We start from the raw sequence: 21,063 nt of genomic DNA, 5'->3' as shown, positions 1-21,063 counted from the left end.
TGTGCTCCTTAGAAAGGAGGTGATCCAGCCGCACCTTCCGGTACGGCTACCTTGTTACGACTTCGTCCCAATCGCTGGTCCCACCTTCGACGGCTCCTCCCCTTACGGGTTAGGCCACCGGCTTCGGGTGTTACCGACTTTCGTGACGTGACGGGCGGTGTGTACAAGGCCCGGGAACGTATTCACCGCAGCATGCTGATCTGCGATTACTAGCAACTCCAACTTCATGGGGTCGAGTTGCAGACCCCAATCCGAACTGAGGCCGGCTTTTTGGGATTCGCTCCGCCTCGCGGCATCGCAGCCCTTTGTACCGACCATTGTAGCACGTGTGCAGCCCAAGACATAAGGGGCATGATGATTTGACGTCGTCCCCACCTTCCTCCGAGTTGACCCCGGCAGTCTCCTGTGAGTCCCCATCACCCCGAAAGGCATGCTGGCAACACAGAACAAGGGTTGCGCTCGTTGCGGGACTTAACCCAACATCTCACGACACGAGCTGACGACAACCATGCACCACCTGTATACCGACCACAAGGGGGGCTACATCTCTGCAGCTTTCCGGTATATGTCAAGCCTTGGTAAGGTTCTTCGCGTTGCGTCGAATTAAGCCACATGCTCCGCTGCTTGTGCGGGCCCCCGTCAATTCCTTTGAGTTTTAGCCTTGCGGCCGTACTCCCCAGGCGGGGAACTTAATGCGTTAGCTGCGGCACCGACGACGTGGAATGTCGCCAATACCTAGTTCCCAACGTTTACGGCGTGGACTACCAGGGTATCTAATCCTGTTCGCTCCCCACGCTTTCGCTCCTCAGCGTCAGTAATGGCCCAGAGATCCGCCTTCGCCACCGGTGTTCCTCCTGATATCTGCGCATTTCACCGCTACACCAGGAATTCCGATCTCCCCTACCACACTCTAGCCTGCCCGTATCGAATGCAGACCCGGGGTTAAGCCCCGGGCTTTCACATCCGACGCGACAGGCCGCCTACGAGCTCTTTACGCCCAATAATTCCGGACAACGCTCGCACCCTACGTATTACCGCGGCTGCTGGCACGTAGTTAGCCGGTGCTTCTTCTGCAGGTACCGTCACTTGCGCTTCTTCCCTGCTGAAAGAGGTTTACAACCCGAAGGCCGTCATCCCTCACGCGGCGTCGCTGCATCAGGCTTTCGCCCATTGTGCAATATTCCCCACTGCTGCCTCCCGTAGGAGTCTGGGCCGTGTCTCAGTCCCAGTGTGGCCGGTCGCCCTCTCAGGCCGGCTACCCGTCGTCGCCTTGGTAGGCCATTACCCCACCAACAAGCTGATAGGCCGCGGGATCATCCTGCACCGCCGGAGCTTTACACCCACCCCCATGCGAGGACAGGTCATATCCGGTATTAGACCTCGTTTCCAAGGCTTGTCCCAGAGTGCAGGGCAGATTTCCCACGTGTTACTCACCCGTTCGCCACTGATCCACCCCGAAGGGCTTCACCGTTCGACTTGCATGTGTTAAGCACGCCGCCAGCGTTCGTCCTGAGCCAGGATCAAACTCTCCGTGAATGTCTACCGGTCATCCGGTAACCACTCGCGTTGAGCGGCACGGCAACCACCGGAATAGGGCGGCCCCGCGCACTGCGTCCTCGCTAGTGTTTTGTTACTAAAGGAATCTCCAACCGATCCGAAAGGACCGGCCGGGGATGTCAACATATCTGGCGTTGACTTTTGGCACGCTGTTGAGTTCTCAAGGAACGGACACTTCCTTCGGACCGCCTTCCAGCGGGCCCTCCGGGCGCTTCGTTCGTGTTTCCCAGCTTACCAGATGTTTTCCGCTCCATTTTCCGGGGCTTCATTCATCCGATTAGCTTTTGCCTTTCGGCGCTCCGAACTCTAGCAGAGTAATTCGGTCCGCTTTTCCGTCTCGATCGGAATCGAAAAGGTGCGCGACGAGTCGCTCATCAGAGTTTGGGGGTTCTTCGCCTTCGGCCTCAGCCGTTCAGGCGACTCGGACTACGTTACGCCGAGGTGTCGACGGAGTCAAACATGAGGGGGCCGGATCTGGCTGGATCCGGCCCCTCTCCCCCGAGTACACAGGTCAACTCGGGTCTGTTCTCGGCCACCTGAAGCCGGTTCGCCGTCAGCCCGCCGTCAGCTCGACGGCCGCGAGGTTGCGCTTTCCGCGGCGCAGGACGAGCCAGCGACCGTGCAGCAGGTCGTCGGCGGCCGGCACGGCCTCCTCGTCGGTGACCTTGGCGTTGTTGAGGTACGCGCCGCCCTCCTTGATCGTGCGGCGCGCCGCGGAGCGGCTCGGGGCCAGGCCGACCTCGACCAGCAGGTCGACGATCTGGCCGAGCTCGGTGACCGACGCCTTCGGCACCTCGGCGAGGGCCGCGGCCAGGGTGGCCGGCTCCAGGTCGCCCAGCTCGCCCTGGCCGAAAAGCGCCTTGGACGCGGCGACCGCACGCTCGTACTGCTCGGCGCCGTGCACCAGCGAGGTGAGCTCCTCGGCGAGGGCCCGCTGCGCGAGGCGGGCGGCCGGGCGCTCGGTGGTCTCGCGCTCCAGCTCCTCGATCTCCTCCCGGGAACGGAAGGAGAAGATCCGCAGGAAGTTGGAGACGTCCCGGTCGTCCGCGTTCAGCCAGAACTGGTAGAAGGCGTAGGGGGTGGTCAGCTCCGGGTCGAGCCAGATGGTGCCCGACTCGGTCTTGCCGAACTTGGTGCCGTCGGCCTTGACGATCAGCGGCGTGGCCAGCAGGTGGACGGACTTGCCCTCCGCCTTGCGGATCAGGTCGCTGCCGGCGGTCAGGTTGCCCCACTGGTCGCTGCCACCGGTCTGCAGGGTGCAGTTGTAGCGGCGGTTCAGCTCCAGGTAGTCCATGCCCTGGAGGATCTGGTAGCTGAACTCGGTGTAGCTGATACCGGCGTCGGAGTTGAGCCGTCGGGCGACGGCCTCCTTCGCGATCATGTTGTTGACCCGGAAGTACTTGCCGACGTCCCGCAGCAGGCTGATGGCCGACATCCCGGACGTCCAGTCCAGGTTGTTGACCATGCGGGCCGCGTACTCGCCCTCGAAGTCGAGGAAGCGGGAGATCTGGCTGCGCAGGCGGTCGACCCAGGCGGCCACCGTCTCGGGGTCGTTGAGGACCCGCTCCGCGGTCGGCTTGGGGTCGCCGATCAGGCCGGTGGCACCGCCGACCAGGCCGAGCGGGAGGTTTCCGGCCTGCTGGAGGCGGCGCATGGTGAGGATCTGCACCAGGTTGCCGAGGTGCAGGCTCGGGGCCGTCGGGTCGAAGCCGCAATAGAAGGTGACCGGGCCGTCCGCGAACGCCTTGCGCAGTGCGTCCTCGTCGGTGGACAGGGCGATCAGCCCACGCCACCGCAGCTCGTCGACGATGTCCGTCACGGTCACGCTTCTCCTTCGATCGGGCGCCCGGCACGCCGGTCGGCCCGTTCCCTCGGGCCGTGTGCCTGGACGACTCCAGCGTTGTAGAGAGTACGCGGTCGTGGCCAGCGGGTTTCGGCCGGTCGGCGCGCAGGCGCGGAAATTCCGTTGTTACGCGGGGTCGCTCACGGTCACAGTGGTGCCACCGCCGGAGGGGTGGTGACAGGGCGGCCGTGCCGTCGGCACGGTCTGCAGGGAGGTGGCCGGAAGATGCGCAACACGCTGGTACTGAACGCGAGCTACGAGCCGCTGACCACGGTCTCGCTCAAGCGCGCCGTGGTGCTCGTACTGCAGGACAAGGCCGTCGTGGAGCAGGCCCATCCGCTGCGGGTCGTCCGCGGTACCGGCGTATCGATCCCGGTGCCCCGGGTGATCAGACTCCAACGCTACGTCAGGGTGCCGTTCCGACAACGGGCGCCGTGGTCGCGGCGCGGTGTGCTGGTCCGGGACCAGCACGTGTGCGCGTACTGCGGGCGCCGGGCGAGCACGGTGGACCACATCATGCCGAAGTCGCGCGGGGGCGCCGACAGCTGGCTGAACACGGTCGCGGCCTGCGCCGAGGACAACCAGCGCAAGGCCGACCGGACCCCGGAGCAGGCCGGGATGAAGCTGCTCCGGCGCCCGTTCGAGCCGACGCCCGAGGCCACCCTGATGCTGGCGCTCGGACTGCGCGAGAGCGACCTCGGTGACCTGGCGGCCTGGCTGCCGGCCACCGCATAGAGCCGGTGGGCCGACCCGGTCGGGGGACAGGTCGGCCCACCCATCACCTTCCCGTCAGCCCTTGCTGCGGAAGGCCGTCGCGACGCCGAAGTTGAAGGCGTGCTCGGGCACCGCCACCACCTTGTCGCCGCCGCTGAGCAGTCGGCCGGAGGTGAGCAGCGAGCCGGTGCCCTGCGGGAACGCGCCGCCCTGGGTCTCCTGGCCGCCGGTCAGTGCGAAGCGGCTGATGTGGGCCGGCTGGTCGAGGCGTTCGTCGACGGCCAGCAGCAGGCCCCCGGCGTCCAGACCGACCGCCCGGGACTTGCTCTTCTCGGCGACGGCGGTGCGCCAGACCGACTTGCCGGTGGTGAGGTCGTAGGCGACGACCGCGGGAGCGCCGCCGTCGGCCGGGCTCGCGGTGGCGATCATGGTGTGTTCGTGGAAGTACACGGCCGGCGCGGCGTCGAAGCCGCCCCGGGTGACGTCGAGTCGGCCGCCGTCGGCCACCACCGGGATCTCGGCCGCAGGGTCGCCGGTCGGGCCCCAGGCGAAGACCCGGTCGTCGGCGGGCTTCTCGCCGGTGGTGAGCACCGCCGCCGGTTCGGCGGACAGCACGGTGACGGTCTTCGGCTGGTTGTTCAGCCCGCGCCACCAGGTGACCTTGCCGTCGTTCGCGTTCAGGGCCACGGCTTGGTCCACCGGGGCCGAGTCGGCGCAGCTGCTGTGCAGGACGACGGTGGCACCGCTCGCGCCGCCGGACAGGGTGCAGAACTTCCCCTGGCCCGCGTACTGCCACAGGTCCTTGCCGTCCTCGGCCGCCCAGGCGGCCACCCGGTCCTCGCCGACCGCGATCACCTTGTCGTCGGTGACGGCGACGTGCGCGGTGTAGGGGTCCTTGGCCTCCGACAGGGTCTTGGTCCAGGTGCCCTTGCCGCTCTTGGTGTCGACCACGGTCAGTGTGGTGCACGGGGTCTTGGGGTCGGCCGCGGGGCGGAACAGCACCGCGCCGAGGCCCTTGGCGTTGACGCTCTGGCTGAGCCCGCACGGCACGGCGCCCTCGGCCGGCGCGGGGACGGACCAGGTCGGCTTGCCGTCGGCGAGGCCGTAGGCGTGCACGCCCGAGCCGTCGGCGCGGACCACCGCGTCGCCGAGCAGCCAGCCGCCGACCAGGGTGTCGTCGGTGCCGTCGGCCGGAGCGGCGGCGGCCTGGGCGGCCCAGGCCCGGTCGTGGGCGACCGAGATGTTCTGGCTGACGGGGGCGTCGGCTGCGGCCGGCTTGCCCTTGTCGTCCTCGCCGGTCACCAGCACGCCCGCCGTCACCAGCACGGCCAGCGCAGCGACACCGGCGCCGGCCCGCAGGGCCAGGGCGCGGCGGCTCGGGGCGTGCTCGCCGGAGACCACGTTGCCCGCGACGTTGCCCGCGGCGGCCTTGGCGCGGTCGATCAGCGAGCCCTTGCCCGAGCCTGCCGAGGGCTCGGTGGTCCCGGTGGTCCCGGCAGCGTCGGCGGGGGCCGGCACGGATGGCCGGCCGACGGGCGGCGGCGGCGCGGCGGGCTGCGCCGGCACCGCGGCCTCGGCGTACGGCTGGGCGGACTCGGCGTACGGCTGCGCGGGGGCGGCGTCCGGGTAGCCCGTCCCGAACTCGGCGGCCGGGGCCGGCTCGTACGGGAGGTATCCGCCGTAGCCGTCCCCGGTACCGGCCGGGGCGTAGAGCTGCTGGTCGTGCCCGGGCGCGCTCGGGTAGCCGGTGCCGGCCTGGTACCCGTAGGCGTCCGCGGGGTAGCCGGTGTAGTAGCCGGCCTGGTCGGGCTGCTGCTGCTGCTGCGGGGCCGCGGTCTCCCACTGGTCGCCCGGCTGCCAGGGTTGGGCCTCGGGGGATGCCGCGTACGGCTGCTGATAGCCGGCCTCGGGCGTCCACGGGGTGCCGGCGGCCTCGGCCTGCTGGGGGTACCAGACCTGCTGGTCGTAGCCGACGGGCTGCTGCCCGGTGGCGTCGTGCGGGTACCCCTGGCCGGAGGCTGGGGGATGGTCCTGAGCCATGCGTTCCGTCCGTCCCGACTGCTTGCTGCCGTGGTCAGCATCTCACGGCGAACGGGGCGGATCGGTCGGTAGCGGGCGGGGCGGGCGCTGACCGGGGGTCAGGCCGCCGCGTTCAGGGCCTCGTCGACGAGTGCGGCGAGGGTGAGGTCGAGGCCGGTGAGGCCGCCCGCGCTGTGGGTGGACAGGACGAAGCGCAGGGTGCGCCAGCGGATGTCGATGTCCGGGTGGTGGTCCAGGCGCTCGGCCTCCACCGCGACCGCGTCGACCACCCGGATCGCGGTGGGGAAGCTCGCGGTCTCCGCGGTGCGGACGATCGAGTCGTCCTCCCGCCGCCAGTCCGGCAGGCCGGCCAGGCCGGCGGTGATCTCGTCCTCGGTCAGCCTGGCCCTGCTGGTCATCGGATGCCTCTCGTCGTCTCAGGCGGTGACCCGGCGCGGGCGGACGAGCAGCTCACCACCGCAGTTGGGACAGGTGGCGGCCATCGCCGCGGTGCAGTCCGGGCAGAAGGTGCACTCGTAGGAGCATATGAAGGCGGGGTCGGCCGCCCGCAGCGACACCTCGCAGCGTTCGCAGATCTCGCGCATTTCCAGAGCCATCGGGGTCCTCCCGGATCGGTACGCATGACGGTGGATCGGATGATCCGACCCGCCCAGGGTGGCGCGCCCGGATCGAGTCCGCCTGGTGCGTCAGCTGAGCAGCATCCGGATGACCGCGACCAGGCCGACCACCACGATGACGCCCCGCAGCACCTGCGGCGGGAGGCGTCGGCCGACCTTGGCGCCGAGCTGGCCGCCGGCCGCCGAGCCGACCGCGATCAGCAGCACGGCGGTCCAGTCGATGGTGGAGGTGAAGAGGAAGAAGACCGCCGCCACACCGTTGACGATCATCGCGAGCACGTTCTTGGTGGCGTTGATCCGCTGCATCGTGTCCTGGAGCAGCATGCCCATCAGGGCGAGCAGCAGGACGCCCTGGGCCGCGCCGAAGTAGCCGCCGTAGACACCGGCCAGCAGCACGCCGGTGAACAGCAGCGGGCCGACCTCGGCGACCGGCGCGCCGGCCTCCTTGCGGCGGGCCGCCACCGCCCGGGCGACCCGGGGCTGCAGCACGACCAGGACCAGCGCCAGCAGGATCAGCACCGGGACGATCGCGTCGAAGGCCTCGGCGGGGAGCCGGATCAGCAGGAACGCGCCGATCAGACCGCCCACCAGGGAGGCCACCGAGAGCCGGGCCAGCCGGTGTCCCTGGCCGGTCAGTTCGCGGCGGTAGCCGATCGCGCCGCTGAGCGAGCCGGGGACCAGCCCGAGGGTGTTGGAGACGTTCGCGGTGACCGGCGGCAGGCCCACGGCCAGCAGGACGGGGAAGGTGATCAGGGTGCCCGAGCCCACGATGGTGTTGATGGCGCCGGCGCCGACACCGGCGATCAGCACGGCCACACCCTCCCAGAGTGTCATCGGTCATCCCCTCGCTCGGTCCTGTCGGCACCGATCATGCCGGAGGACGGCGGTGGGCGGCCAGGCGCCTCCAGGATGCGGACGCCCCCGGCACTCCCCCGGTGCGCCGCGCCGGTCCGGCCCCGGACAGCCCGAGGGCCCGCCCCGGCGGTGCGGGACGGGCCTCGGACGGTAGGACGACGGGACGACGAACGGACGCCGGACCGTCGGTGCGTCAGCTCACTCGGGGTCGAGCTTCGGGTACTCGCGGGTCGGCTCGACCCGGGGGCGGGCGGCCGACTTGGTGTCGGTGTCCACCGGACGCGGGCCGGCGGCCGGGTCCACCGGGACGCGGCCCGCGGCCGGGGCCGCGCCGTTGCCGCCGCCGGTCAGGCCGGAGAAGGCGCCGCCGAGGCCCTTGAGCGCGTCGCCGACCTCGCTCGGGATGATCCAGAGCTTGTTGGAGTCGCCCTTGGCCAGCTCGGGCAGGGTCTGCAGGTACTGGTAGGCGAGCAGCTTCTGGTCGGCGTCGCCCTCGTGGATGGCCTCGAAGACCGTCCGGATCGCGGCGGCCTCACCGTCGGCGCGCAGCACCGCGGCCTGCGCCTCGCCCTCGGCCTGCAGGACCGCGGCCTGCTTCTCACCCTCGGCGCGCAGGATGGCGGCCTGGCGGGAGCCCTCGGCGGTGAGGATCGCGGCCCGCTTGTCGCGGTCGGCGCGCATCTGCTTCTCCATCGAGTCCTGGATGGAGGTCGGCGGCTCGATCGCCTTCAGCTCGACCCGGTTGACCCGGATGCCCCAGCGGCCGGTGGCCTCGTCCAGCACGCCGCGCAGCCCCGCGTTGATGACCTCGCGGGAGGTCAGGGTGGACTCCAGGTCCATCGAGCCGATGATGTTGCGCAGGGTGGTGACGGTGAGCTGCTCGATCGCCTGGATGTAGCTGGCGACCTCGTAGGTCGCGGCCCTGGCGTCGGTCACCTGGTAGTAGATGACGGTGTCGATGTTGACGACCAGGTTGTCCGAGGTGATGACCGGCTGCGGCGGGAAGGGCACGACCTGCTCGCGCAGGTCGATCCGGTTCCGGATGGTGTCGATGAAGGGCACCACGATGTTCAGGCCCGCGCCGAGCGTGCGGGTGTAGCGGCCGAAGCGCTCCACGATCGCCGCGCTGGCCTGCGGGATGACCTGGATCGTCTTGATCAGTGCGATGAAGGCCACCACGACCAGGACGACCAGGACGATAAGGACGGGTTCCACGACTCTCCCCCTAGACGACCAGGGCGGTAGCGCCCTGGATTTCGACGACGTCGACCTGCTGCCCCGGCTCGTAGACGCTGCCGGGGTTGAGTGCGCGGGCCGACCAGATCTCGCCGTTGAGCTTGATCCGTCCGCCCTCCGCGTCGACCCTTTCCTGTACCACGGCCGAGGCACCCGGGAGGGCGTCGACGCCCGTGCGGATCTGCGGTCCCTTCTGCAGCAGGCGGTAGGCCACCGGCCTGACCACGACCAGGAGGGCGACGGAGATCCCCACGAACACCAGGAACTGGAGGACCACCCCCGCCCCGAGCGCGGCCGCCAGCGCCGCCGCGCCGGCGCCGAGCGCGAACATGGCGAACTCGGGCATGGCCGTGAGTACCAGAGGTATGCCCAGGCCGACGGCGGCGAGAAGCCACCAGATCCAGCTGTCCACAGGTCCATCCTAGGGAGGGAACGGTCTTGCGGCGGAAAGTTCCCGCAGGTGGACGGGCGGAAACCGGCCGCACGTACGACCGGTCCGCTTCAGCCGAAGTTCAGTTGTTCAGTAACGCGCTCCGGACGTCAGCCGAGCGGCAGGCCCTGGGCGGACCAGCGGTCGCCGTGGCGCTCCAGGGTGAGCGGCAGGCCGAAGCAGAGCGAGAGGTTGCGCGCCGTCAGCGTGGTGTCGAGGGGGCCCGCCACCAGCACCTTGCCCTGACGGATCATCAGGACGTGGGTGAAACCGGGGGCGATCTCCTCGACGTGGTGGGTGACCATCGCCATCGACGGCGCGTACTCGTCCTGGGCCAGCGCGCCGAGGCGGCGGACCAGGTCCTCGCGGCCGCCGAGGTCGAGGCCGGCGGCCGGCTCGTCGAGCAGCAGCAGCTCGGGGTCGGTCATCAGCGCGCGGGCGATCAGGGTCCGCTTGCGCTCGCCCTCGGAGAGGGTGCCGAACTTGCGGTCGGTGTAGCCGGCCATGCCGAGGCGGTCCAGCAGGGCGAGGGCGCGCTGCTCGTCGGTGGTCTCGTACTGCTCGCGCCAGCTGACGGTCATCCCGTACGCGGCGGTGAGTACGCACTGCAGCACGGTCTGCTCGGGCGGCAGCTTCTCGAACATCGCGGCGCTGGCCAGACCGATCCGCTGGCGCAGCTCGAAGACGTCGACCTCGCCGAGCTTCTCGCCCAGCACGGCGGCGGCGCCGGTGGTGGGGAAGAGATAGGTGGCGGCGATCTGGAGCAGGGTGGTCTTGCCGGCTCCGTTCGGGCCCAGGATCACCCAGCGCTCACCCTCGGCGACCGACCAGGACACCTGGTCGACGAGTGCGCGCCCCTCCCGGACCACGGATACGTCCACCAGCTCCAGCACGTCGCTCATGCCTACGCCTTCCCCAATGCAGTTTCGGCCGACCCTGTGACCTGCGCGAAGGTCCTCGGGGTGCGGTCCACTCGTGTCGACAGTCGGCGCGGGCGGGCAGCCCGCTCCACCAGTGGGACGGTCGGGGAGCGGGTGCGGCGCACGCAGCACAGGGCAAACCTACGCCACCCTGATGTCGGCGTTGTCCGTAGGCTGGCTGGATGCTCGCTACTCCTTCCGAGAATCCGTACGAAGAGCCGCGATCGGGCCGGCTGACCGCCTGGGGCAACGCCCTGTTGAACGGCAGCGCCTCCCCCGACGACGCGGCGGCGGCCGTCCTGGGCGCCGACGAGACCCACCGGGTGACCGGGCTGCCGGGCGACACCGAGGGCGAGCTGCACGGGCTCACCTGGGCGCTCGGACGGCTGCGGGTGCTCGGGGTGAAGGGCCTGCGGCTCGCCCTGCCGGCGGCCGGGCACCCGCTGGGGCTGACCGGACCGGCCGCGTTCAACGACCGGGCGCTCGGGGCCGGCGAGGCCGTCCTGGCCGTCGGGGTGCCGCTCGGGCTGGTGCCCGAGGTCGAGGTGTTCGGGCCCGCCGGGGACCGGTCGGCCACCGTTCTGTGGCGCTGCGCCGACGTCAACGACGCCCCGCCCGCCGACGTGCCGTCCCTGCACGAGGCCGAGCGGGAGCTGGCGGACGGGTTGCGCGAGGCGACCGCGCTGCTGGCCCGCCTCGACGTGGCCGGCGCCGGACCGGACACGCTGCGGGCGCTGGAGGCGTACCGGCGGCGCGGGCACGCCGAACTGCTGGCGCCGGGTTACCCGCCGCGGGCGGTGCGGATCCTGGAGTCCGCCCGGCAGGTCTCGGCGCTGCTGTCGATCGCGTCCGGCAGCCACGGCGCGGCCGTCAGTGCCTCGGAGATGGCCGCCCGCCGGGCCACCCTCGCCCCGCTGGAGCGCACGGCCCGTCGGGCCCAGGTCGCCGCGTACAACGCCGTGGTCGACGAGCGCTGACGCGGAAGGGCGGGGCGGTCCTCAGACCTCGCCCGCCGCGCCGTTGCGGACGGCCCAGAGGGCGGCCTGGGTGCGGTCGGCGACGTCGAGCTTCATGAGGATGTTCGAGACGTGGGTCTTGACCGTCTTCTCGGAGAGGTGGAGCGAGCGGGCGATCTCGCGGTTGGAGCGGCCGGCCGCGATGTGGCCGAGCACCTCGCGCTCACGGTCCGTCAGGGTGCCGCCCCGGCCCTGGGGGACGTGCGGGCCGCTGTCGGAGAGCAGGGCCGCGGCCAGCTCCGGTTGGAGCAGCACGTGCCCGGCGTGCACCGAGCGGATCGCACCGGCCAGCGCCTCGGGGTCGACGTCCTTGTACACGTAGCCGGCCGCGCCGGCCCGCAGCGCCGGGACCATGGTGCGGTGCTCGGTGAAGCTGGTGACGATCAGGATCCGGGCCGGGCTGCCCTCCTCCTTGAGCAGCCGCAGGGCCTCGATGCCGTCCACGCCGGGCATCTTGAGGTCCATCAGCACCACGTCGGGGCCGAGCTCCTGGGTCCTGGCGACGGCCTCGGCGCCGTCGGCGGCCTCGCCGACCACCTCGATGTCGTCCTGGACCTCCAGGAAGGTCCGCAGGCCGCGCCGGACCACCTGGTGGTCGTCGACCAGCAGCACGCGGATCCGTGCGTCGGTGTCAGGCACCGGGGACCTCCATCTCGACCACGGTCCCCCTGCCGGGGGCCGATTCCAGGGTGAGGCGGCCGCCGACGGAGGCCGCGCGGTCGCGCATCGAGACCAGGCCGAGGTGCCGGCCGCCGCGGCGGACCGACTCCGGGTCGAATCCGCGGCCGTCGTCGGTGACCCGCAGCACCGCGCCCCGGCTCGCGGTGCCGGTGAGGGAGACCGCGACGCTCTGCGCGCCGGAGTGCCGCAGCGCGTTGTGCAGGGCCTCCTGGGCGACTCGCAGCACCGCCGCCTCGCGGGCGGGCGGAAGCGCCCGGACATCGGCCTGCCGGAAGGTGACGTCGGCGCTGTGGGCCCGGTCGAGGACCTGGACCTGGGAGGCGAGGGTGGCGACCAGGCCGTCCTCATCCAGCGCGGCCGGGCGCAGCTCGACCACCACGGCGCGCAGTTCGTCGGCGGCCTCGGCGGCGAGTTTGGCGACCTCGGCGAGTTCGGCGCGGGCCCGGGCCGGGTCGCGGTCGACGAGGGTGGCGGCCGCCTTGGCGGTGAGGCGCAGCGAGAAGAGCTTCTGCGAGACGGCGTCGTGGAGGTCGTGGGCGATCCTGGCGCGCTCGCCGGCGAGGGTGAGTTCGCGGCTGCGCTCGTAGAGGCGGGCGTTGCCGAGGGCGAGGGCGGCGTGGGCGGTGAGGATCCGCAGCAGTTCCTCGTCGTGGGCGGTGAATCCGGCCCGCGGGCCGCCCGCCTCCGGGCTCTGCTTGTTGGCCAGGAAGAGCGCTCCGACGATCTCGGTGCCGTCGACGATGGGCATGCCCAGGAAGTCCTTGAGCTCCGGGTGGGCGGCGGGCCAGCCGCCGAAGTCGGGGGCCTGCCGGACGTCGGTGAGCCGGGTGGGGGTGACCTGGTGGAGCATGGCGGCGAGGACGCCGTGCTGGCGGGGCAGCGGGCCGATCGCCTTCCACTGTTCGTCGCTGACGCCGTCCACCACGAACTGGGCGAAGCCGCCGTGGTCGTCGGGGACGCCGAGGGCGGCGTACTCGGCGTTCAGCAGGCTGCGGGCGGAGGCGGTGATCCGGCGCAGGACCTCGCGGACCTCCAGGTGGCGGCTCATCGCCAGGACGGCCGTGCTGATGGCTTCGATGCCGCCGAGGCACGGGTCGCAGGCGGGGGCCTGCTCGGGTGGGACGGCCGGTTCCGAGGACATGCCACCACGCTACCGCCGGGTCGGCGGCCCCCGCGTCGGCCGCAGGCAGGGCCGGTCGTACGACCAGCGGCCCGGGACCTCGGGCGTAGGACCGGGTACGCCGACGGGCGGCGCCCGGTGCGGGGCGCCGCCCGTCGGCGGTGGTGGTGGTGGCGAGGGTCGGTGGTGGTGGGGGCGGTCAGCCCTTCTGCATGACCTCGGGCTCGTGCCGGCGCTGGAGGCGCTGGATCAGGAACGCGAGGCCGACCGAGATGACCACCATGGCGAGGCAGTTGAGCACCCAGATGCCGGCCGAGTGGTCCCACAGGGTGTCGATCGGCGCGGCCGCCGGGGGCTTGGCCTGGGCGACGGGGGCGATGTGGGCCAGGTCGAGGGTGGTGCCGGCGCCGGCCACGCCCCAGCGGGCGGGCATCAGCCAGGCGAGCTGCTCCAGGCCCGGCTTGTCGAAGAGCTGGAAGATCGCGCCGGTGAAGACCATCTGGACGATGGCGAACATCACCAGCAGCGGCATGGTCTTCTCGGCGGTCTTCACCAGGGCGGAGATGACCAGGCCGACCATCATCGAGGTGAAGCTGAGCAGGATGATGGCGATGGCCATCTCGACGGCCGGGGAGTGCTTGAACACCAGGCCCTCGGCGGGGAGTTTGCGGACCCCGAAGCCGATCGCCGAGATGATCCCGCCCTGCAGGAAGCTGATCACCCCGAGCACGATGATCTTCGACATCAGGTACGCGGACCGGGAGAGCCCGGTGGCTCGTTCCCGTTCGTAGATCGCCCGTTCCTTGATCAGCTCGCGGACCGAGTTGGCCGATCCGGACAGACAGGCGCCGAAGGCCAGCACCAGCAGGATCATGCTGGCGATCTGGTTGCGCCCGGCGGGCCCGTCGCCCGCGGCGAGGCCGAATTTGGACGGGATCACCGCCGAGACCCCGCCGAGCACCAGCGGCAGGATCACCGACAGGGCGAGGAAGCCGCGGTCGGAGGCGATGACGGCCAGGTAGCGGCGGATCAGCGTCCACAGCTGGGAGCCCCAGCTCTGCGGCTTCGGCGGCCGGACCTGGTTGTGCACGTTGGGAGCCGCCTGGGTGGCGACCGCGTCGACCGCCGCCGAGTACTCCTGGTAGTGCACCGAGCCGCGGTAGCGGCCGGCCCAGTCGTGGTCGGGGTAGTTCTCGAAGGCCTGGAAGACATCGGCCCAGGTCTCGTAGCCGAAGAAGTGCAGGGCCTGCCCGGGCGGGCCGAAGTACGCCACCGAGCCGCCCGGCGCCATCACCAGCAGGCGGTCGCAGAGCGCCAGTTCGGCCACGGAGTGGGTGACCACCAGGACGGTGCGGCCGTCGTCGGCCAGGCCGCGCAGGGTCTGCATGACCTCGCGGTCCATGCCCGGGTCGAGGCCGGAGGTGGGCTCGTCCAGGAAGATCAGGGACGGCTTGGTGAGCAGCTCCAGGGCCACCGAGACGCGCTTCTGCTGGCCGCCGGAGAGCGCGGTGATCCGGTTGTCGGCCCGCTTGTCGAGGCGCAGCTCGTACAGCACCTCGTCGATCCGGCGCTCGCGCTCGGCCGGCTCGGTGTCGCCGGGGAAGCGCAGCCGGGCGGCGTACTTGAGGCCGCTGCGGACGGTGAGCTCCTTGTGCAGGATCTCGGACTGCGGGACCAGGCCGATCCGGGAGCGCAGTTCGGCGAACTGCTTGTAGAGGTTGCGGCCGTCGTAGCGGACCTCGCCGCGGTCGGCGGGGCGGTAACCGGTGAGGGCGCGCAGCAGGGTGGACTTGCCGGAGCCGGACGGGCCGATCACCGCGACCAGGGACTTCTCCGGGACGGAGAAGCTGACGTCGTTGAGCAGGACCTTCTTGCCGCCCTTGAAGTCGACCTCGACGGTCAGGTGGTGGGCGGAGAAGGTGACGGCGCCGGTGTCGACGAACTCCTGCAGCTGGTCGCCGACCAGGGTGAAGCTGGAGTGGCCGACGGTGAGGCGGTCCTGCGGGCCCATCAGCTGGCGCTGGACCGGCTGGCCGTTGAGGAAGATGCCGTTGTGGCTGCCGAGGTCGACGATCTCCCAGCGGCCGTCCGGCAGCTGGCGCAGCTCGGCGTGGTGGCGGGAGACCTGGAGGTCGGAGACCACGATGTCGTTGTCGAGCGCGCGGCCGATCCGGATGGTGCGGCTGCCCGCGGTGAGGTTGCGGACCATGGTCGGGTGGCCGAGGCCGCCGACCGGTTCCGGGTGACCCTGCTGGGCCGGCACCGGGACGTGCTGCGGCCCGGTGCGGAACTCGCCCGGCTCGGCAGGGAAGGACTGCTGCTGCGGGAAGCCCGGCTGCGGGGTGGGTGTGTCCCACTGCTGCTGGACCGGCGGGGCCTGGACCGGCGGCTGCTGCACGGGCGGCGGCTGCGGGGTGTTCCACGGCTGCGGGGCGCCCGGTGCGGTGCGCCGGGTGGTCGCCTCGTGGATGTTGCCCATCGCCTCGGCGGGGGCGGCGACGGCCGGGGCGGAGAAGCTCAGCCGCGGGCCGTTCTCCGGGTTGCCCAGGTTGACCACCGCGCCCGGGTGGAGCTGGGCGTGCAGCGTACGGGCTCCACCGGCGAAGGTGCCGTTGGTGGATCCGTGGTCGTCCAGCTGCCAGTTCGCCCCGGTGAAGCTGATGGTGGCGTGCCGCCAGGAGACCCTGGCGTCGTCGAACGGGAAGTCCGAGTTCGGGTCCCGTCCGATGGTGTAGCTGCGGCCGGGTTCCAGGACCCGCCGCTGCCCGTTGAGCTCTAGTACGAGTTGCGGCACTGTCGGCCTGCCCCGCTCTCTCGGTCCCCCGGTCCGCCCCCGGTGCGGGGGCCACGTCTTCTGACGGGGGGAATCATTCCAGCCGCGGGGCCGTACCTGAAAGTCACCTCCGGGACTGTGACCTGGTGGCAACAGACCACGTGGCGCGCGGTGACACGGCGCAGCCGCCCGCCGTCCCAGTGTGCGGACCGGTGCGGTGGGCCGTGGCCCCCGCCCGGTAGCGTGGGAGACACCATGAACGCAACTGATCCGGCCGCTGAGCCTCTCCCCGCCTCACAGCCCCGGACCGCCGACGAGCGCACGCTGCTGGTCAAGGTGTTCGGCAAGGACCGCCCCGGAATCACGGCGGGCCTGTTCAGCACGCTCGGCGACTTCGGCGTCGACGTGATCGACTTCGAGCAGATGGTCACCCGTGGCCGGATAACGCTGTGCGCGCTGGTCACGCCGCCGGCCGCGGCCGACGCCGAGGGCGCGCTGCGGGTCACCGTGCACCGCTGGGCCGAGGAGATGAAACTCCAGGCCGAGGTCATCTCGGGCATCGGCGACAACCGGCCGCGCCGCGAGGGCCGCTCGCACGTCACCGTGCTCGGCCACCCGCTGACCGCCACCGCGGTGGCCGCCCTGAGCCGCCGGATCTCCGACGCCGGCGGCAACATCGACCGGGTGTTCCGGCTCGCCAAGTACCCGGTGACCGCCGTCGAGCTGACCGTCTCCGGGGTCGGCACCGGGCTGCTGAGGACCGAGCTGGCCCAGGAGGCGGCCGCCCAGCGGATCGACGTCGCGGTGGCCGAGGCCGGTCTGCACCGGCGGGCCAAGCGCCTGGTGGTGATGGACGTCGACTCGACGCTGATCCAGGACGAGGTGATCGAGCTGTTCGCCGCGCACGCCGGGTGCGAGCGGAAGGTCGCCGAGGTGACCGCCGCGGCGATGCGCGGCGAGCTGGACTTCGCGGAGTCGCTGCGGGCCCGGGTCGCCCTGCTGGCCGGCCTGGACGCCGCCGTGGTGGAGAAGGTGCGCACCGAGGTACGGCTGACGCCGGGCGCCCGCACCCTGATCCGCACCCTGCAGCGGCTCGGCTACCAGGTGGGCATCGTCTCCGGCGGGTTCACCCAGGTCACCGACCATCTGGTGGAGCTGCTCGGGCTGGACTTCGCGGCGGCCAACACCCTGGAGGTCGAGAACGGGAAGTTCACCGGCCGGGTCACCGGGGAGATCGTGGACCGCGCGGGCAAGGCCCGCTGGCTGGCCCGGTTCGCCGAGCAGGCCCGGGTGCCGCTGGCCCAGACGGTGGCGATCGGCGACGGCGCCAACGACCTGGACATGCTGAACGCGGCCGGGCTCGGGGTGGCGTTCAACGCCAAGCCGGTGGTCCAGGAGGCCGCCGAGGTGGCCGTGAACGTCCCGTTCCTGGACACCGTGCTGTACCTGCTCGGGATCAGTCGCGAAGAGGTCGAGGCGGCCGACGAGCTGGACGGCACCCCCACCGACTGACCGCACACGGTCGGGGCCGGCATCCGTCCGCGGACCCGGCCCCGCCCGTGTCCGCGGCTACTCGGGCAGCGTGTGGTACGAGTCGAGCTTGGCCACCCCGGGCTCCACGCCCTTCCAGGAGCCGGCGAAGCTCAGCACCGCGATCGCGCCGGTCGGGAAGCCGTTCAGCCGCAGCCGGTTGAGCGCGTCGGTGTCCCCGTGGTCCCCCGCGAGCACCTGGGTCAGCCCGAGCACGCCGGGGTTGTGGCCCACCAGCAGCAGGTCGGCGGTGTCGTCCGGGGTCTCCTGCAGAACCTCGATGATCTGGCCGGGACTGGCCTCGTACACCCGTTCCTCGAACACGGCGCGGCGGTGCCGCTTGGGCAGCTCGTGCGCGACCAGCTTCCAGGTCTCCCGGGTGCGCAGGGCGCTGGAGCAGAGCACGTGGTCGGGGTTGATACCGGAGTCGACCAGCCACTGGCCCGCCTCGGCGGCCTGCAGCCGGCCCCGGTCGGCCAGTGGCCGTTCGTGGTCGGCGACCTGGTTCGGCCAGTCGGCCCGGGCGTGGCGGAGAACGATGATCCTTCGGGGTGTATCGGCGCTCATACCCCCAGAGCTTCGCAGAAAATCAGCCGCCGGGCGCGTGCTCCACAACTCCGCCACCCGCAGGAGTGGAGCGGCTGCGCCGCGCCACCGTCAGCCCAGGTTGGCGGCGACGGTGGCGACCACGCCGACGAGCACCACGACCGCGGCGATGAGGCCGAGCAGCTGGAGCAGCTTCTTCTGGCCGTTCTGGGGATTGGGTTCGAGGACCGGCATGCCGCCAGTCTCCCATCCCCGATGGCCGGCCCTGGCCACCGGGTGCCGTCAGGCCGCGGCCGGCCGCGCCTCGTCCTCGATGTGCCGGGCCATCGCCGCCCGCAGGCCCACCGCCATCTGCGGGACCAGCAGCAGGGCCAGGAAGCCCAGCGGCAGGTACCAGCCACCGGTGGACTGGTAGAGGCTGCCGACCAGGAACGGGCCGGGGAACGAGATCAGGTAGCCGACACTCTGGGCGAAGGCCGACAGCTGGGTGACCCCGCCCGGCGTGCGGGCCCGCAGACCGATCATGGTCAGGGCGAGCGGAAAGGCGCACATGGACAGGCCCACCAGGCAGGCCCACAGCCAGGAGGCGGTACCGGCGGCCAGGGCCAGGCCGGTGTAGCCGGCGATCCCGCACAGGCCCAGCACCACCACGAAGATCCGCTGGTCGCCGCGTCGCACCGCGAGGTTCGGCAGCACGAACGAGGCCGGCACGCTGATCACCATCACCAGCGCCAGCAGCACCCCGGACGCGCCCTCGGAGACCCCGGCGTCCTGGTAGATCTTGGGCAGCCAGCCCATCGCCGCGTACGCGCTGGTGGACTGCAGGCCGAAGAAGGCGGCCAGCGCCCAGGCGGTACGGCTGCGCAGGATCGGCAGCCGGGTGGCCTGCCCGGCCGGGCCGCCGGCGGTGCGCTCGCGCCGCAGCAGGGCGGTGACCAGCCAGAGCACCAGCGCGGCGGCGCCGAGCAGGCCCCAGATGCCGAGGCCCAGGCGCCAGCTGCCGCCGAGCGCGGCGGTCAGCGGAACGGCGGCGGCGGCCGCGGCCGAGGTGCCGACCGACAGGGCCATCGAGTAGAGGCCGATCATCGGTCCGACCCGGTCCGGGAAGTAGCGCTTGATGACCACCGGCAGCAGCACGTTGGAGACCGCGACGCCGGCCAGCGCGACCGCGGTGAGCAGCAGGAAGAACGCGGTACTGCCGGTGAAGGCGCGGGCCAGCAGGCCGACGGAGATGGCGCCCATCCCGGCGGCGACCACCGAGATCGGCCCGATCCGGCGGGCCAGCGCGGGCGCGGCGATGCCGAAGACGGCGAAGCAGAGCGAGGGGAGGGCGGTGAGCAGGCCGGCCGCGGCGGCACTCATTCCCAGGCCCGAGCGGACCTGGTCGAGCAGCGGGCCGAGGCTGGTGACCACCGGGCGCAGGTTGAGCGCGGCGGCCACGATGGCGGCGGCCAGCAGCCAGGAGAGGTACCGGGAGCGGGTGGGGGCGGGCGGGGACGAGGGCTCGGTGGAGCGCTCGGCGGGCCGGTCGAGTGGTGCTCGGAGGGCGGCGCCGTCGGTCGTGGTGGTGTCTGCTGCGGTAGACATAGCGACCATCATAGAATCATGGGATGAATTAGTGCACACCGCTATCCTGGAGACCCTCAACCCATCCGCAAGGAGTCCCGATCCCATGGCCCTGTCGACCACGCGTCGCGCGCCGCTGTCCGATCAGGTGATCGCGCAACTGCGCGGACAGATCACCTCGGGTGAGTGGCCGGTCGGCTCGCGCATCCCCACCGAGTCGGAGCTGGTCGAGCAGCTCGGGGTGGCCCGCAACACCGTCCGCGAGGCGGTACGGGCGCTCGCGCACAACGGGCTGCTGGACATCCGCCAGGGCTCCGGCACCTACGTGCTGGCCACCAGCGAGCTGGCCGGGGTGATGCACCGGCGGTTCGCCGACGCCGACGGGGCCCAGGTCGCCGAGCTGCGGGCCACCCTGGAGACGGCCGCGGCCGGGCTGGCCGCCCTGCGCCGCAACGACCGGGACCTGGAGCTGCTGGAGTCCACCCTGGCCCGCCGGGACGCCGCCTGGGAGGCCGGCGACCCGGAGGACTTCGTCCAGGCCGACGCCGCCTTCCACCAGGCCGTGGTCGCCGCCGCGCACAACGACGTGCTCGCCGCCGTCTACGCCGACCTCGGCGAGGTCACCCGGGCCCACCTGCGCCGGGACGTCGGCCCCGAACTCGTCCCGGACCGCTTCCTCAGCCACCGGGGGATCATCGACGGCATCCGGGCCCGGGACACCCAGGCCGCCTCCACCGAGGCCGGCCGCGCGATCGGCGCCTGCGGCCCGGACAGCTGACGCCCCCCTCACAGCACGCTGCCCGGCGCCGCTCCGAGGAGCGGGCCGGGCAGTCGGGCGTACCGGGGGTGTCAGGCGCCGATGGCGTGCAGACCGCCGTCGACGTGGATGATCTCGCCGGTGGTCTTCGGGAACCAGTCCGAGAGCAGGGCCACGACACCGCGGCCGGCCGGCTCCGGGTCGTTGAGGTCCCACTTCAGCGGGGAACGGTGGTTCCAGGTGTCGGCCAGCTCGCCGAAGCCCGGGATGGACTTGGCGGCCATCGAACCGATCGGACCGGCCGAGACCAGGTTGCAGCGGATGTTGCGCTCGCCGAGGTCACGCGCCATGTAGCGGCTGGTGGCCTCCAGCGCGGCCTTGGCCGGGCCCATCCAGTCGTACTTCGGCCACGCGAACTGCGCGTCGAAGGTCAGGCCGACCACCGAGCCGCCGTCCTGCATCAGCGGGAGCAGCGCCATGGTCAGCGACTTCAGCGAGAACGCCGAGACGTGCATGGCGGTCGCCACGGACTCCCACGGGGTGTTCAGGAAGTTGCCGCCCAGGGCGTCCTGCGGGGCGAAGCCGATCGAGTGGACGATGCCGTCCAGGGTCGGCAGGTGCTCGCGCACCTTGTCGGCGATGCCCGCCAGCTGCTCCTCGCTGGAGACGTCCAGCTCCAGCACCTTCACCGGGGCGGGCAGCTTCTTGGCGATCCGCTCGGTCAGGCTGGGCCGGGGGAAGGCGGTCAGGATGATCTCGGCGCCCTGCTCCTGCGCCAGCTTGGCGGTGTGGAACGCGATGGAGGACTCCATCAGCACGCCTGTGATCAGGATCCGCTTGCCTGCAAGGATTCCGCTCATGT

At 71.4% G+C, this 21,063-nt stretch carries 19 protein-coding genes and 1 rRNA gene; 4 read left to right on the top strand and 16 right to left on the bottom strand.

The features are described 5' to 3' along the window. Positions 1-12: 12 nt before the first annotated feature. Positions 13-1,536: ribosomal RNA gene (locus OG871_RS27105) — 16S ribosomal RNA — on the bottom strand. A gap of 574 nt (positions 1,537-2,110) precedes the next feature. Continuing rightward, positions 2,111-3,376, bottom strand: coding sequence for a tyrosine--tRNA ligase (tyrS, locus tag OG871_RS27100; protein WP_371503438.1), 1,266 nt, complete (start codon positions 3,374-3,376; stop codon positions 2,111-2,113). 249 nt (positions 3,377-3,625) lie between these two features. Here tyrS and OG871_RS27095 point away from each other — a divergent pair, with 249 nt between their 5' ends. Continuing rightward, on the top strand, positions 3,626-4,135 hold the full coding sequence (locus OG871_RS27095) for an HNH endonuclease (RefSeq protein WP_371500145.1): 510 nt from the start codon (positions 3,626-3,628) through the stop codon (positions 4,133-4,135). Positions 4,136-4,189: 54 nt separating this feature from the next. On the opposite strand, the gene OG871_RS27090 is transcribed toward OG871_RS27095, so the two are convergent. The 7 genes from OG871_RS27090 to OG871_RS27060 form a co-directional block, all read right to left on the bottom strand. Then, entirely contained in the window at positions 4,190-6,154 is a 1,965-nt protein-coding gene (locus tag OG871_RS27090; RefSeq protein WP_371500144.1) for a PQQ-binding-like beta-propeller repeat protein, read from the bottom strand. Positions 6,155-6,252: 98 nt separating this feature from the next. Continuing rightward, complete coding sequence (locus OG871_RS27085) at positions 6,253-6,552, bottom strand: 4a-hydroxytetrahydrobiopterin dehydratase (protein WP_371500142.1); 300 nt, start codon at positions 6,550-6,552, stop codon at positions 6,253-6,255. 18 nt (positions 6,553-6,570) lie between these two features. Beyond that, the gene (locus OG871_RS27080; RefSeq protein WP_371500140.1) at positions 6,571-6,750 is read right to left on the bottom strand and encodes a DUF1272 domain-containing protein; all 180 of its coding nucleotides are present in this window, start codon (positions 6,748-6,750) and stop codon (positions 6,571-6,573) included. A gap of 90 nt (positions 6,751-6,840) precedes the next feature. After that, positions 6,841-7,605 (bottom strand): sulfite exporter TauE/SafE family protein, encoded by a 765-nt coding sequence (locus OG871_RS27075; protein ID WP_371500138.1) that lies wholly within the window; start codon positions 7,603-7,605, stop codon positions 6,841-6,843. Between the two features lie 219 nt (positions 7,606-7,824). Further along, on the bottom strand, positions 7,825-8,841 hold the full coding sequence (locus OG871_RS27070) for an SPFH domain-containing protein (RefSeq protein WP_371500136.1): 1,017 nt from the start codon (positions 8,839-8,841) through the stop codon (positions 7,825-7,827). Between the two features lie 10 nt (positions 8,842-8,851). Next, entirely contained in the window at positions 8,852-9,274 is a 423-nt protein-coding gene (locus OG871_RS27065; protein ID WP_371500133.1) for an NfeD family protein, read from the bottom strand. 128 nt (positions 9,275-9,402) lie between these two features. After that, positions 9,403-10,194, bottom strand: coding sequence for an ABC transporter ATP-binding protein (locus tag OG871_RS27060; RefSeq protein ID WP_371500130.1), 792 nt, complete (start codon positions 10,192-10,194; stop codon positions 9,403-9,405). Positions 10,195-10,394: 200 nt separating this feature from the next. Between OG871_RS27060 and OG871_RS27055 the strand changes: the two genes are divergently transcribed. Continuing rightward, positions 10,395-11,189 (top strand): hypothetical protein, encoded by a 795-nt coding sequence (locus OG871_RS27055; RefSeq protein ID WP_371500128.1) that lies wholly within the window; start codon positions 10,395-10,397, stop codon positions 11,187-11,189. A 21-nt stretch (positions 11,190-11,210) separates the two neighbouring features. Here the strand turns inward: OG871_RS27055 and OG871_RS27050 are convergent, their stop codons facing one another. From OG871_RS27050 to OG871_RS27040, 3 genes are all read right to left on the bottom strand, one after another. After that, positions 11,211-11,867, bottom strand: a complete 657-nt coding sequence (locus tag OG871_RS27050; protein WP_371500126.1) for a response regulator — start codon at positions 11,865-11,867, stop codon at positions 11,211-11,213. Continuing rightward, positions 11,860-13,050, bottom strand: coding sequence for a GAF domain-containing sensor histidine kinase (locus OG871_RS27045; RefSeq protein ID WP_371500124.1), 1,191 nt, complete (start codon positions 13,048-13,050; stop codon positions 11,860-11,862). The genes OG871_RS27050 and OG871_RS27045 overlap by 8 nt, the downstream gene beginning before the upstream one ends. A 178-nt stretch (positions 13,051-13,228) precedes the next feature. Next, the gene (locus OG871_RS27040) at positions 13,229-15,823 is read right to left on the bottom strand and encodes an FHA domain-containing protein (RefSeq protein ID WP_371500122.1); all 2,595 of its coding nucleotides are present in this window, start codon (positions 15,821-15,823) and stop codon (positions 13,229-13,231) included. A 234-nt stretch (positions 15,824-16,057) separates the two neighbouring features. On the opposite strand from OG871_RS27040, the gene serB reads away from it, so the two are divergent. After that, a complete protein-coding gene (serB, locus tag OG871_RS27035; RefSeq protein ID WP_371500120.1) occupies positions 16,058-17,314 on the top strand; it encodes a phosphoserine phosphatase SerB in 1,257 nt (418 codons plus the stop codon). 57 nt (positions 17,315-17,371) lie between these two features. Here the strand turns inward: serB and OG871_RS27030 are convergent, their stop codons facing one another. From OG871_RS27030 to OG871_RS27020, 3 genes are all read right to left on the bottom strand, one after another. Next, positions 17,372-17,899, bottom strand: a complete 528-nt coding sequence (locus OG871_RS27030; RefSeq protein ID WP_371500118.1) for a histidine phosphatase family protein — start codon at positions 17,897-17,899, stop codon at positions 17,372-17,374. 90 nt (positions 17,900-17,989) lie between these two features. After that, the gene (locus tag OG871_RS27025; RefSeq protein WP_371500116.1) at positions 17,990-18,112 is read right to left on the bottom strand and encodes an SGM_5486 family transporter-associated protein; all 123 of its coding nucleotides are present in this window, start codon (positions 18,110-18,112) and stop codon (positions 17,990-17,992) included. Positions 18,113-18,160: 48 nt separating this feature from the next. Next, positions 18,161-19,465, bottom strand: coding sequence for an MFS transporter (locus tag OG871_RS27020; protein ID WP_371500115.1), 1,305 nt, complete (start codon positions 19,463-19,465; stop codon positions 18,161-18,163). Positions 19,466-19,550: 85 nt separating this feature from the next. Between OG871_RS27020 and OG871_RS27015 the strand changes: the two genes are divergently transcribed. Beyond that, positions 19,551-20,222 (top strand): FadR/GntR family transcriptional regulator, encoded by a 672-nt coding sequence (locus tag OG871_RS27015; RefSeq protein ID WP_371500113.1) that lies wholly within the window; start codon positions 19,551-19,553, stop codon positions 20,220-20,222. Positions 20,223-20,293: 71 nt separating this feature from the next. Here OG871_RS27015 and fabI read toward each other — a convergent pair whose 3' ends face one another. Beyond that, positions 20,294-21,061, bottom strand: coding sequence for an enoyl-ACP reductase FabI (gene fabI / locus OG871_RS27010; RefSeq protein WP_371500111.1), 768 nt, complete (start codon positions 21,059-21,061; stop codon positions 20,294-20,296). Positions 21,062-21,063: the final 2 nt, after the last annotated feature.

Origin of the sequence: Kitasatospora sp. NBC_00374 (assembly GCF_041434935.1) — a bacterium.
Taxonomy (GTDB): Bacteria; Actinomycetota; Actinomycetes; order Streptomycetales; family Streptomycetaceae; genus Kitasatospora.
This window is presented reverse-complemented; position numbering and strand designations above follow the sequence as displayed.